This is a genomic window from Ruegeria sp. AD91A (assembly GCF_003443535.1).
In the GTDB taxonomy this organism is placed as follows: domain Bacteria; phylum Pseudomonadota; class Alphaproteobacteria; order Rhodobacterales; family Rhodobacteraceae; genus Ruegeria.
Map to the genome: position 1 here is coordinate 3,051,702 of NZ_CP031946.1, position 12,141 is coordinate 3,063,842.

The 12,141-nt window shown below is 54.9% G+C and carries 14 protein-coding genes, 1 tRNA gene and 1 riboswitch; of the genes, 6 read left to right on the forward strand and 9 right to left on the reverse strand.

What is annotated here, in order from left to right:
- Positions 1 to 47: 47 nt before the first annotated feature.
- Positions 48 to 488 carry a 6,7-dimethyl-8-ribityllumazine synthase gene (locus D1823_RS15300; protein ID WP_117871454.1) on the reverse strand — a complete coding sequence of 147 codons (441 nt, stop codon included), beginning with the start codon at positions 486 to 488 and terminating at the stop codon, positions 48 to 50.
- Positions 489 to 605: 117 nt separating this feature from the next.
- Positions 606 to 805: riboswitch (FMN riboswitch) on the reverse strand.
- Between the two features lie 54 nt (positions 806 to 859).
- Here D1823_RS15300 and D1823_RS15305 point away from each other — a divergent pair.
- Positions 860 to 1,471 carry an FMN-binding negative transcriptional regulator gene (locus D1823_RS15305; RefSeq protein WP_117871456.1) on the forward strand — a complete coding sequence of 204 codons (612 nt, stop codon included), beginning with the start codon at positions 860 to 862 and terminating at the stop codon, positions 1,469 to 1,471.
- Between the two features lie 19 nt (positions 1,472 to 1,490).
- Here D1823_RS15305 and D1823_RS15310 read toward each other — a convergent pair whose 3' ends face one another.
- Positions 1,491 to 1,937 carry a cytochrome c family protein gene (locus D1823_RS15310; RefSeq protein ID WP_117871458.1) on the reverse strand — a complete coding sequence of 149 codons (447 nt, stop codon included), beginning with the start codon at positions 1,935 to 1,937 and terminating at the stop codon, positions 1,491 to 1,493.
- Here D1823_RS15310 and D1823_RS15315 point away from each other — a divergent pair.
- From D1823_RS15315 to D1823_RS15330, 4 genes are all read left to right on the forward strand, one after another.
- Positions 1,924 to 2,256 (forward strand): hypothetical protein, encoded by a 333-nt coding sequence (locus D1823_RS15315; protein WP_162896854.1) that lies wholly within the window; start codon positions 1,924 to 1,926, stop codon positions 2,254 to 2,256. The two genes, D1823_RS15310 and D1823_RS15315, sit on opposite strands and share 14 nt — an antisense overlap.
- Before the next feature lie 144 nt (positions 2,257 to 2,400).
- On the forward strand, positions 2,401 to 2,985 hold the full coding sequence (petA, locus tag D1823_RS15320; RefSeq protein WP_117871462.1) for a ubiquinol-cytochrome c reductase iron-sulfur subunit: 585 nt from the start codon (positions 2,401 to 2,403) through the stop codon (positions 2,983 to 2,985).
- 15 nt (positions 2,986 to 3,000) lie between these two features.
- Positions 3,001 to 4,332, forward strand: a complete 1,332-nt coding sequence (petB, locus tag D1823_RS15325; protein WP_117871464.1) for a cytochrome b — start codon at positions 3,001 to 3,003, stop codon at positions 4,330 to 4,332.
- A gap of 17 nt (positions 4,333 to 4,349) precedes the next feature.
- Complete coding sequence (locus tag D1823_RS15330; RefSeq protein ID WP_117871466.1) at positions 4,350 to 5,141, forward strand: cytochrome c1; 792 nt, start codon at positions 4,350 to 4,352, stop codon at positions 5,139 to 5,141.
- 142 nt (positions 5,142 to 5,283) lie between these two features.
- On the opposite strand, the gene mtaB is transcribed toward D1823_RS15330, so the two are convergent.
- Both mtaB and dapF read right to left on the reverse strand, forming a co-directional pair.
- On the reverse strand, positions 5,284 to 6,540 hold the full coding sequence (gene mtaB, locus D1823_RS15335; RefSeq protein WP_117871468.1) for a tRNA (N(6)-L-threonylcarbamoyladenosine(37)-C(2))-methylthiotransferase MtaB: 1,257 nt from the start codon (positions 6,538 to 6,540) through the stop codon (positions 5,284 to 5,286).
- Positions 6,537 to 7,379, reverse strand: a complete 843-nt coding sequence (dapF, locus tag D1823_RS15340) for a diaminopimelate epimerase (protein ID WP_117871470.1) — start codon at positions 7,377 to 7,379, stop codon at positions 6,537 to 6,539. The genes mtaB and dapF overlap by 4 nt, the downstream gene beginning before the upstream one ends.
- Positions 7,380 to 7,589: 210 nt before the next feature.
- On the opposite strand from dapF, the gene D1823_RS15345 reads away from it, so the two are divergent.
- Positions 7,590 to 7,665 (forward strand) — tRNA-Lys (locus D1823_RS15345).
- 468 nt (positions 7,666 to 8,133) lie between these two features.
- On the opposite strand, the gene D1823_RS15350 is transcribed toward D1823_RS15345, so the two are convergent.
- The 5 genes from D1823_RS15350 to D1823_RS15370 all read right to left on the reverse strand — a co-directional run bounded on the left by D1823_RS15350 (position 8,134) and on the right by D1823_RS15370 (position 12,138).
- Positions 8,134 to 9,117 carry a DarT ssDNA thymidine ADP-ribosyltransferase family protein gene (locus tag D1823_RS15350; protein ID WP_117871472.1) on the reverse strand — a complete coding sequence of 328 codons (984 nt, stop codon included), beginning with the start codon at positions 9,115 to 9,117 and terminating at the stop codon, positions 8,134 to 8,136.
- Complete coding sequence (locus D1823_RS15355) at positions 9,108 to 10,007, reverse strand: macro domain-containing protein (protein WP_117871474.1); 900 nt, start codon at positions 10,005 to 10,007, stop codon at positions 9,108 to 9,110. The genes D1823_RS15350 and D1823_RS15355 overlap by 10 nt, the downstream gene beginning before the upstream one ends.
- Before the next feature lie 214 nt (positions 10,008 to 10,221).
- Positions 10,222 to 11,373: a hypothetical protein gene (locus D1823_RS15360; RefSeq protein ID WP_117871476.1), complete on the reverse strand. Its 1,152-nt coding sequence runs from the start codon at positions 11,371 to 11,373 to the stop codon at positions 10,222 to 10,224.
- A gap of 182 nt (positions 11,374 to 11,555) precedes the next feature.
- The gene (locus D1823_RS15365; protein WP_117871478.1) at positions 11,556 to 11,780 is read right to left on the reverse strand and encodes a hypothetical protein; all 225 of its coding nucleotides are present in this window, start codon (positions 11,778 to 11,780) and stop codon (positions 11,556 to 11,558) included.
- 133 nt (positions 11,781 to 11,913) lie between these two features.
- Positions 11,914 to 12,138 (reverse strand): AlpA family transcriptional regulator, encoded by a 225-nt coding sequence (locus D1823_RS15370; RefSeq protein ID WP_117871481.1) that lies wholly within the window; start codon positions 12,136 to 12,138, stop codon positions 11,914 to 11,916.
- Positions 12,139 to 12,141: the final 3 nt, after the last annotated feature.

Consider the following 12,141-nt stretch of genomic DNA (forward strand, 5'->3'; position numbering starts at 1 on the left):
CTCAAGCGGATTTGCGGTTGGGGCGTGTTTACCCCAACCTTACGAGCTTATGCAGCCGCAGCCAGTTGGGCGCGCGTGGCCGTGATTTTCAGCGCAGCTTGTGCGGCTTCGCGGCCTTTATCCACAAAATGCGCGCGGTAGATGGCGTTGTGGTGATCAGTTTCCTGATATTGGTGCGGGGTCAGCGAGACCGACAGGACAGGAACACCGGTTTCGAGCCCGGCGCGCATCAAACCATCGACCACCGCTTGCGCGACGAAGTCGTGCCGGTAAATGCCGCCATCCACGACAAATGCGGCGCAGGCAACTGCGGCGTAGCGGCCGGTTTGGGCCAGATCGCGGGCCATCAGCGGCATCTCGAACGCGCCGGGAACGTCGAAAACATCGACCTGATCGGCCGGGATCAGTTCTAGAAATCCATCGAGCGCGCGGTCAACGATGTCGGAATGCCAGTTTGCTTTGACAAAAGCATAGCGGGTGTGTGTCATAATGATCTCCTTTCAGTTTGGTGGCCTGCTGGCGGTCGCGAAAACCTTCGCTGCCAGCCCGGCATGACACGTCACCCAAGGCGATCACGAGCAGGCGCGCCGCATCACCGGCGCACTGCACGTTCTCTTCCATCCGGACTTTAACCGTCGGCTCTGGCCTCTCACCAGATCTGCTGACACTCTTTCGTGGTTCCACACTTTGTCCGAAAACCGGTTCCCACTTTTCGGATCGTGGACACGGCAGAGCCGCTCGCGGGCTTGCGGGTCATGGCCCGCATACCGCCGGTGGGGAATTCCGCCCCGCCCTGAGAACAAGGCGGACCTTGCCAAGAACCGACCCCATCTGCAAGAGATTTGGCAGGAGGTCGTTCATGCACCCAAATCCAGCCTACCGCGCCGAAGACAAAGCGCGTCATATCGAATTCGCCCGCGACCGGGCATTCGGCGTTCTGGCGATTTCTGGCGACGGCGCGCCATTGATCAGCCACGTGCCGTTTCTGCTGTCGGAAGACGGTGCGGTGGCCGATCTTCATTTGGTACGATCAAACCCGATCGTTCGTGTGCTGCAGGGGCCGAAAGAGGTCAGGATTGCGGTGCAGGGGCCTGATGGGTATATCTCGCCCGACTGGTACGGTGTCGCAGATCAGGTTCCGACATGGAACTATGTTGCCGTGCACCTGACCGGAACGCTTGAGCTGCGCCCACAGGACGAGCTGCGCGAATTGCTGGACCGACAATCTGCATTCTATGAAAAACGACTTCTGCCCAAAGCGCCATGGGTCACTGGGAAAATGTCTGATGACGCGTTGGCCAGAATGATGCGGATGATCGTACCATGCCGGATGCAGGTAGAGGATATCCAGGGCACCTGGAAACTGGGCCAGAACAAGCCGGACGATGTAAGGATCGCTGCCGCCGATCAAGTGGCCAGCGGGTTTGGCAATGAAACCGGTCAGCTGGCCGCCTTGATGCACAAGGCGTAGCCAGCACCGGGAAACAGGATTACTCGGAACTGAATGTTGCCAGATAAGCGGCGATATCTTCCGCACCCTTCTTCAGTTTAACGCTCATGTTAGGGCGGGCGGTTTCGTCATCCAGATACTCTTTGATGAAACCGATGGGGTCCTTGGAATAGGCGGCGATGTTTTCTTCGGTCCAGATCAGACCTTCTTCGCCAGCACGGATCATATCGTCAGTGAACATGCCGATGGGCAGGCGTTCGCTGCCATAACGATAGTCATTTTCTGATCCGGCGACGCGTCCGACGACGCCGTAGAGATTCGGGCCGGTGATTCCGCCTTTGACCAGGACTTCACCGTCCTTGATGATCGCATGACACGAGGAGCAACGGTTATACATTGCTTCACCTTTCACCGGATCGCCTGCGGCAAAGGTTTGCGTGGCCAAAGCCAATGTGAACATCGCAGCGGCCGGGGTGACTTTTGACATAGGGGGTCTCCTTGCAGGAGTTCGCGCGTTTTTTGTGCTGTCCGGCATTCGCGCAAAAAGTGCAACGGTGTATTTGCGCTCAATTTGCAATTTAAATCATCTATTTGGCGAAAATGATTTCCCTGAAAACAATCTGCGTTTGGCGTTGCTGATTGTCGAGAATGCACGCGCGAATAAGACGCTGCCCAGGTGGTCTGAAACCGACTGGATGGGGCCCGCAAAGCAGAGTTCTGAGCTCGAATCAACAACCGCTGATTCGAAGCCGGAGGCAAAGTTGCGGGCAAGATTCACCAAAAAAAGCCCTTCGGCAGGTGCATGAAGCGACACATGCGGCGTATTGCGCGTTTATGAACGCTGGACGAACACTATTCTCCCCGATAGTAAGCGCGGTTAAGACGCCGCATTCATGCGGTGCGCGAGCTATTTGCCCGTCCGCGGGCGCCAGACAATCGGAGATAACCTCGTGTCCCACGCAGAAGACCACGAAGGCACCCGCAGAGATTTTCTGTATTACGTCGCAGGCGGCGCAGGTGTCGTTGCAACGGGTGCAGCTGTATGGCCCCTGATCAACCAAATGAACCCATCGGCAGACGTTCAGGCGCTGTCCTCGATCCGTGTGGATGTGAGCGGCGTCGAGCCGGGCACACAGCTGACGGTAAAATGGCTGGGCAAACCCGTTTTCGTCCGTCACCGCACCGGTGCCGAGATTCAGGAAGCCCAGGATCAGGACGCCGAAGGCGTTGATGCGCTGCCAGATCCGCTGGCGCGTAACTTCAACCTAAGCGCTGATGCGCCCGCGACTGACGCAAACCGCGTCATGCCGTCTCCGGAAGGCGAAGCGCCGGGTGCTTGGATCGTTCAGATGGGCGTATGTACGCACCTTGGCTGTGTACCTCTGGGAGACGCCGGTGACTTTGGCGGCTGGTTCTGCCCCTGCCACGGCTCGCACTACGACCTCGCCGGTCGTATCCGTAAAGGCCCCGCGCCTGAGAACCTGCCTGTCCCGCCCGCAGAATGGGTGGACAACAGCACAATCAAACTCGGCTAAGGGAGACCCAAACTTATGTCCGGAATTCCCCACGATCATTACGAGCCGAAGACAAACGGCGAGAAATGGCTGAACAGCCGTCTGCCGATTGTCGGCCTGCTGTATGACACACTCATGATTCCAACCCCCAAGAACCTGAACTGGTGGTGGATCTGGGGCATCGTTCTAGCGTTCTGCCTGGCGCTGCAAATCGTCACCGGCATCGTACTGGTGATGCACTATACCCCGCATGTTGATCTGGCCTTCGCCAGCATCGAACACATCATGCGTAACGTGAATGGTGGTCACTTTATCCGCTATGTGCACATGAACGGCGCGTCGCTGTTCTTTGTTGCGGTTTACATCCACATATTCCGCGGCCTGTTCTACGGCTCGTATAAAGCCCCGCGCGAAATCACATGGATCATCGGTATGCTGATCTATCTGATGATGATGGGCACCGCCTTCATGGGCTACGTTCTGCCCTGGGGCCAGATGTCCTTCTGGGGTGCGACCGTGATCACCGGCCTGTTTGGTGCGATCCCGTTTGTTGGTGACGCGCTGCAAACATGGCTGCTGGGCGGACCCGCCGTGGATAACGCGACGCTGAACCGCTTCTTCTCGTTGCACTACCTGCTGCCGTTCATCATCGCGGCACTGGTTGTCGTGCATATCTGGGCCTTCCACACCACTGGCAACAACAACCCGACAGGTGTTGAAGTGCGTCGTGGTTCCAAGGACGAGGCGAAGAAAGACACGCTGCCGTTCTGGCCGTATTTCGTGATCAAGGACCTGTTCGCGTTGGCCGTGATCCTGGTCGTGTTCTGGGCCATTGTCGGCTTCATGCCGAACTATCTGGGCCACCCGGACAACTATATTGAGGCCAACCCGCTGGTCACACCTGCACACATCGTTCCTGAATGGTACTTCTTGCCGTTCTACGCGATCCTGCGCGCCTTCACCGGTGAGGTCTGGGTCGTTCAGTTTGCCAGCTTCATCACCGGCGGCATCATCGACGCCAAGTTCTTTGGTGTGCTGGCGATGTTCGGTGCGATCCTGGCCATGGCACTGGCGCCCTGGCTGGACACGTCGAGCGTGCGTTCGGGCAAGTACCGTCCGATGTTCAAATGGTGGTTCTACCTGCTGATCATCGACTTCTTCGCCCTGATGTGGCTGGGTGCGATGCCCGCGGAAGAGCCCTATGCGACTTTCTCGCTGATCGCCTCCGCCTACTGGTTCGCCTATTTCTTCGTGATCCTGCCGATCCTTGGTGTGATCGAGAAGCCTCTGGCACAGCCCGAGACGATCGAAGAAGACTTCAACGCGCATTATGGCAAGGCTGACGCCGAAGCCACGCCGGCCGAGTAAGAAGAGGGACCGGAAACATGTTCAAGAAACTTGCAATCGGCGCCGCGTTTGCCTTGGCCCTGACCCCTGCTGCATCCATTGCAGCAGGTGGGGGTGAGCAGCATATCGAAGACTTCGACTTCTCGTTCGAAGGTCCTTTCGGTACTTGGGATCAGCATCAGCTGCAGCGCGGCCTGCAAATCTATACCGAGGTCTGTGCAGCCTGCCACGGCCTGCAATATGTGCCTCTGCGTGATCTGACAGCGCTGGGCTATTCGGAAGAAGAAGTTATCGCCTATGCAGCAGGCAACTTCGAAGTGTTCGACCCTGAGCTGGACGACTTTCGCCCGGCAATCCCGACCGACCACTTCCCGGCCAATACCGGTGTTGGCGCACCGGATCTGAGCCTGATGGCCAAAGCCCGCGCGGGCTTCCACGGGCCATACGGTCTGGGCATCAATCAGCTGGTAAAAGGCATGGGCGGCGCCGAATACATCGCCTCTCTGCTGGACGGTTACACCGGTGAAGAGAAAGAAGAGGCAGGTACTGTCCTCTACGAAAACAAAGCCTTCCCCGGCGGCTGGATATCGATGGCACCGCCGCTGTCGGACGAACAGGTCGAGTTTGCTGATGGGCACTCGAATTCAGTCGAACATATGTCGGAAGACGTTTCAGCCTTCCTGATGTGGGCGGCCGAACCGAAGATGATGGAGCGCAAGAACGCTGGCTTTGTCGGCGTGATCTTCCTGACCGTTCTTTCGGTGCTGCTCTATCTGGTCAACAAGCGCCTTTGGGCACCGCACAAAGGTAAGCTTCGTAAAGAAGATTGATCTTTTCGGGATACTGAAATCAAAACCCCCGCGCCATCAGGTTGCGGGGGTTTTCTGTTTGAAGTCGGGCTAAAAGGGGCCAGCCCGTCGTGGTCTTCGGTCAGTCCATCCTTGAGGTATTTCTGGCCAAACGAGGGGCGGATCAGACCGTAAGTTGGGTCAGGGTCTGCCCGGTGATCGCTGCACTCACGATCCGGCCTTCGGGTTGAGGTGCATTGAACGAAACCTCGGTAAATTGCTCCGTTCGCCCCATATGGGGGTTTTCCATCAGGATGTGATGGGTCTTGCCGATTTGCTGCGACAGGTGTTTTGTGACCTGAGCGTCTCCGGTAGCACGCAAGCGGGCAGCGCGATCTTTGATCACCGTCCCATTCACCTGCTGCGGTATGCGGGCTGCCGGGGTACCTTCTCGCTTGGAATAGGGGAAGACATGCAGCCAGGTCAGGTCGCAATCGGTGATCAGTTTGAGCGAGTTCTCGAAATGTGCCTCGGTCTCGGTCGGGAAACCCGCGATGATATCTGCACCGAAGGTCATATCTGGGCGCAGTTTCCGCGCGTCTTCGGTAAAGCGGATGGCGTCGTCACGCAGATGGCGGCGTTTCATGCGCTTCAGAATCAGATCGTCACCATGCTGAAGCGACAAGTGCAGGTGCGGCATCAGACGCGGCTCGGTCGCGATGGCTTGCATCAGGTTCTCATCGACCTCGATCGAGTCGATCGAACTGATCCGCATGCGTGGTAAATCTGGCACCAGCTTGAGAATGCGCATCACCAGATCACCCAGCTTGGGTTGGGCAGGCAGGTCGGCACCCCAAGAGGTCAGATCGACCCCGGTCAGGACCACTTCGTTATAGCCCTTGTCGACCAGCCTCTTGATCTGATCCACCACAACACCTGCGGGCACGCTGCGCGAGTTGCCCCGGCCATAAGGAATGATGCAAAAGGTGCAGCGATGGTCGCAGCCGTTCTGGACCTGCACGTAGGCGCGCGAGCGGGTTCCAAAACCATCGATCAGGTGTCCTGCCGTTTCGGTGACGGACATGATGTCATCGACCTGCACAGCCTCAGTCTCACCAATAAAATCGGCTGCCATGCCTTTCCAGGTCTCCGGCTGCATTTTTTCAGTGTTGCCGATCACCGCGTCGACCTCATCCATCCGTGCAAAGGTTTCGGGCTCGGTCTGAGCGGCGCAACCAGTGACGATCAGGCGAGCATTCGGATTCTCGCGCCGTAGCTTGCGGATTTCCTGCCGGGCCTTGCGCACCGCCTCAGCCGTCACTGCGCATGTGTTCACCACCACAGCGTCTGTCAGACCTGCCAGTTGCGACAACTCTTTCATTGCCTCGGTTTCATAGGCGTTCAGGCGGCAGCCCAATGTGGTGAACTTGGGCGGGTTCATCCCAGTGACCTCAGAAATTCAGGCGTCAGAGTGCCAGAAAAGACGTGGCACGTTGGGCCGGTCATCCAGACACCGTCGTCGCGCCAGTCGATCCAAAGCGTGCCGCCATCCAGATCAATCCGCACCTTGCGCCCGGTTAGCCCGCGACGCGCGGCAGCAACGGCAGTTGCACAGGAAGACGACCCGGAGGCCAGAGTGATGCCAACTCCGCGTTCCCATACACGCATACGGATGTGATCCGGGCCGATGACTTGTGCCACCTGCACATTCGTCCGTTCCGGGTAAAGCGGGTGGTATTCATAACGTGCACCGAACTCTGCCAACGGGATCGCTTCGGCGTTCTCAACGAAGAAAGTGCAATGCGGGTTGCCCATTCCTGTTGCCGTTGGGGCGCCTTCGATTGGCAATTCCAGCGTGTCCATCTCTTCTGCCAGCGGAACTTCGCGCCAGTCCAACTGCGGGTGACCCATGTTGACCGAGGTGCGCCCATCGCCAGCATCCCGCGCATGAAGTGTTCCGCGTTCGGTGGTGAGCGTCAGCGCAGAGCGACCCGTCTCATTCATAAGCAATCGCGCAATACAGCGGGTGGCGTTGCCACAGGCAGCAGAGGTTGATCCATCGGCGTTGTAGAACACTAGATGCGCGTCAGCTTCACCATTTTCAATAACGGCCAACTGATCGAAACCCACACCAAATTGCCGATGCCCGATTCCTTTGGCCAGCGCCGGCGTGATCGGGGCATCGTGCGCGCGTGCGTCAACGATGACAAAGTCATTGCCCAGCCCGTGCATCTTGATGAAGGGCAATCCGGTATCGAGTCTCTTTTGCATGGCGGGCATATATCGTTGGTCGGAACATGAATCCACCCTGTCGCGAAGATTCCTTAAAAAAGGGGTTGACCCTCCTGCGCCCCCTGCCTAATTAGGCCGCCTATCGGGTTGCCGGAAACATGAGTTGTAACGGCGAAACGAGGCGCAAAATAAGGGCTTGAACCTGGTTGAGGAATTGCCGTAAAGAGCGCCACGGATCAACAGATCCAACAAAAGAGTGGGCCGTTAGCTCAGTTGGTAGAGCAACTGACTTTTAATCAGTGGGTCGCAGGTTCGAATCCTGCACGGCTCACCACTTTTTGCAATAAAAACAAATGTTTGTACGAGTCCGTGTAGAGTGCGCTTCGTGACGTGCGGCCTGTCGGAAGCTATACGGAAGCACTGTGACACGTGTTTATCGGTTGCAAAAGTGGTACAGTCACTGCGCTGATGGTTAAAGTAGATTCTTCTTCTCAGTTTGATGTGGTCGGGTCCTTGTGAAACCGCACCTTCAGAAGGTTGAATATCTACCTAGAGTGAGTTTGATTTAGCTGATTTTGTAGGTGCATACGCTAGCGTATCCAATTTTTGGTCGATATGCTCGACCCAAATGGATACCTTGAATTTCCAACCAGTGGTGATCTTGTGGCACTAATTGACAGCGAATTAGCTAGTCACGTCCTATAAAACAACTCGTATGTCGAAATCTCGAAATCAATAAGGCTGTCGAACAACACGAATGACCGGTATCTAAGATATGTTAAATTATTGATATAAAAGTATTTTAAAATAAGCTATCATCCAGTCGTATCATGGCCTCATAAGCCGGGTGGTTCTCTAACTGCACGCGCACCAAATAATTACTTGGCTCGAGCGCCACTCTGTGAATCCAGCGACCGCCAGATTTATTGTAGGTCTTGAAGTCATCGTTGCGAAAGTCGATGCATTTTTGGTTCTCAGAGTTATATGCTTGAATAGCGATTGAGACGCTTTGCAAGTCATGTCGGTGATTTAACCGAAAGCTGACGCCATCTCGGGAAAGATCAATATCCGCTACAAAAGGAAACCTTTTGTCAAAGACTTTAAGCTCCTCTGAAACGGAGCAAAGTGGCTGCCATTGATCAGCCTTAGCGCCCAGTTTGTAAAGAAAGGTATCGCGTTCAGGCTCCGAGCGGAACCAGATGCCAGAAAGCACATGTGCCAGCGGCAACGGCGACGCAGGCAGGACTTCAGCACATCTGCTATCGATAATAGAATAATCACCAGCAATTCCTCCTTCATGGAAGACAGAGGCAAATGGGATGTTGGCAAAAAATTCTTCGTCATCTCCAGTCTGCGCTGCGTATTTCTGCATGTTCTGGTCTGAGAACAATACATCCGGCTGCGTCAAAACCCGCTTGGCGTCGAGTACGAACATTACCAAGACAGGAGCATGCGCTTCTGGGCCGTATTGACAATCTGCATCTTTCCGGATGCCCTCGATATGAAACTGCGTAGGATTGCGGGGACGAAAGTACAGTCGCACACGACCATGGGCTTCCTGTCGATTGTCGATTACCCCGCCAGCTGCAACATCCTGTATTTGTTGGCGTTGTGGATCGTCCCGAGCGCGCAAGTGTCCGTCTTTGATAATAGCCAAGGCCGTTTCTATCGGGGCGTGGTGAAACAGCCAGGAAGGCCAGTGTTTTCGGTATGATCGGACTCCGGAACCGAGTTGTTCTGTCCAGTGTCGAATATGTCGATCTACAAACGCTTCGCTCAGTGCCATGGCAATTCAGCTTGAGCGCTCGGGTTTCGAACCTCGAATGAAGCTGCTACTTCGGGCTTCAATTCAACGGCGAGTTCGGGATCGGGCCTTCCGTGTCTATGAATTTGTACTGCGCGCACGTCTGGCAATAGCTGCATCATTGTCAGTAATGGCCCAGCGGCACCCTTCGCCGTCCACCCCGCTTTTTCTTTAGTCACGAGACCGTTTAGTAGGCTGAGCCAAACGCCACGAAGATCATCTTCTTCGAAGAACCAATCATGGTTTTGTGTTTGAATGCCTAGGGTGTCATTGTCAAAGCTAATTTCAAACTCCCGCTCGCCCTCCAAACGTAGTTTTGGCGCGAGCCGTGCTATACTTTCCAAGGCTCGGATGAAGCTTTGAAACGACAAATCGTCGACTAATTTGCGAATTTCCAACGCAAGCGGTTCAAGGTGTTCTGGCAGGCCAATATCCTTTGTGAAATCATGGATGTATACAGGAATAGGCAAGCCAGATAGGTAATGCTCCATTAGCGGCTTAACATCTTCCCATTCCAAACCACCGTTTCCGCACCCAAGTTTAGGGAATGCGATGTCGGTCACACCTTGCTCTTCATAAGTACTGGCGAATTTCTCGAGACCCGCTTCCACCCATTCTATGCGCGATGGACTACGCCAGTGCTTCTTGGTCGGGAAGTTTAGCACCCACTGCTCTGAACCTCGCCAAAGCCACAACTTTCCGGGTTCCAGCAGTTTTTGGTCACAGATACGCTTGTAGGCTGTGAACATGTTGGGTTCGCGTTGTTTGAATGCCTTTGCTATGCCTTTACCCATGACACCAACGCAATTGACTGTGTTAACCAGTGTTTGCGTGTTGGCTTCAAGAAGGCTGGTTCTCTTATATGTCAGCATTTTTTGCCCCTTCCTCCTTAACTCTACAAAAACCACTTTCTTAGAGCTGCATCAATAGAACATAAAGTGAACGTAACTGCAAATATTGTGATTTTTACCAGATAGTGTGGACCTGATTAAGATATGTACTATTTGTTGTGACCGAGACTGATAGACCCTGCTATTGCGCAATGTGCTCACTCGCGTACTGTTTCGCTATGTATCGTGTGGAACATTAGGCAATGAACCGATACCTGTTTTTGGCTTCGTGCAGCCTACTAACGGCACGTTCAGGGTCCGCGTTTATGCTCTCTGCGAGCCTGCCTCCAACGCTATCCATGAACTCCCCCAACTCAATTTCCTGAGTATCTTCCAGTGCAGCCAGAGTAATACCTAGGCCCGCCAATTGCGCCATGATCAATCTAATTTGCTCGTTACGATGTACGCGCTTTATGCTTGTGGCGTCGACATAGCTACGCATTTCCAGCAAGTCATCCTCTGATGATGCAGCAACCAAGTCCCACATTTTATGGTTAGACCAACGCGCGCGATTTCCATCGTCAGGATCAGGTTCGCAGTAACGTATCTTCTTTAGCGCTTCGGCAATGACGTCGCCGAACATAGCATCGAACTGGGGCCACATCCTGATCTGCCAACGATCCTTGAGCAAGTCCTTCCCGGCACGTACCTCAACGCGCCACACGCGGCTCTGAGACGCATCAGAAGGGTCCAATGGGGGTAAACCTTCCCGCTCAAGATTGGTATTCCAGACATCCCACCAGATCGGCTTTTTCTTATCAATCACTTCGCGACGCTTGTCGTAGATGATGACTTGCCGCCCCGGCATTTTGCCAACCGTGACAGATGTGAACTGACCAGATTTACCGTTGCTGCGCATGTCATCTTGAGCGGAAAGATAGTCAGCGCGGTTAGTGTGGCTGTGAATGACGAAGTTTTCAGGAACAAGTTCGAATTCCGGCGCGAGAATATCGACGCAGAAATCGGCACGGCTGATACTGACCTGATGCGACTCAAAGCGGATTCCAAGCCTAGTTAGGGTCTTATCTATGTAGGAACGGGCGTATCCAAGCCCTTGTGTCGCTAGAAGAGTTGACCCTACAGAAACCCGAATGCCCCAAGGGTCTCGTGCATTTGGTTTCTTAAAGGACCAATGCACATCCAAAGGCCCACCTTTGAGGATAAAGCGATACCCGTTGCCGCCATGGGGCAAAAGATCAAAGTCCGCGCCGCCGTAGCTGAAAGGAACGGGATGCCGCTCTTCTTCGGCCCTTTCCCTTTCAGTGTTCAGCAGGTCGAACAACTCCTGAGAGATATTCGCCTGAATCGAAAGTGCGATAGTGTCGAATCCGCGATGAACAACGTGCATTACAGGGGTCTCCTTGGGTAACGGTATTTCCAGAGGGGGGTGCTACAATCACCCCCCTCTTTCGGCGAATGCCGCGCGATTTGGTTAAGGTTGGGAAAAGGGGCGGGCGCTAAAGCGCCCTTCGATAGTGCCTCCGGCGGGGCAGCTATTGTTTTGGGGCCGGGCTGGACGCCCGGCGGAAATCATTGGCTGGCTGCCGCCTGCTTGCGTGAAATCCAGTTCTCTGCACGTTCCGCGCATTTGGCGACGTTGAGAAGATCATTGTGAGAAAACGCGCTGGTGGTGCGCCAGTCACCTTCCCCGTTCTTGTAGGACCTTGAGATATCGACGGAAAAGAACCCGTCATTGTCCCAAATCGTTGCGGTAATAAGCCCGATTTTGAGTTTGAAGGCTGGTTGCTGTGTCATGGTGAACTCCTTGTTTGAACCATTTGGCAGGTACAGAAAGGGCGCGGGGTGGCGACACCCCGCGCCCCTGAGAGCCATCCGGCCCCAAAATCCCGCTCAGCGCTGCCAACTCTGAACGGGCAAAACTCAAGTGTTAGGAAGGTGCAGCGCTGGTATTAGCGACGCGCTTTTCGGCAATCCACTTTTGCAGATCGCGGCGCGTATACCGGACTGAGCGACCGGACACTTTTACGAACATCGGCCCACCACCTCGGACGCGCCAGTTCTGCAAGGCACGCACGGAGTAGCAAAGATAGTTGGCGGCTTCTTTTTCGTCGATAAGCCGGTCGAAGTAGTCAGGATCAATCTGTGCTTGCATGGT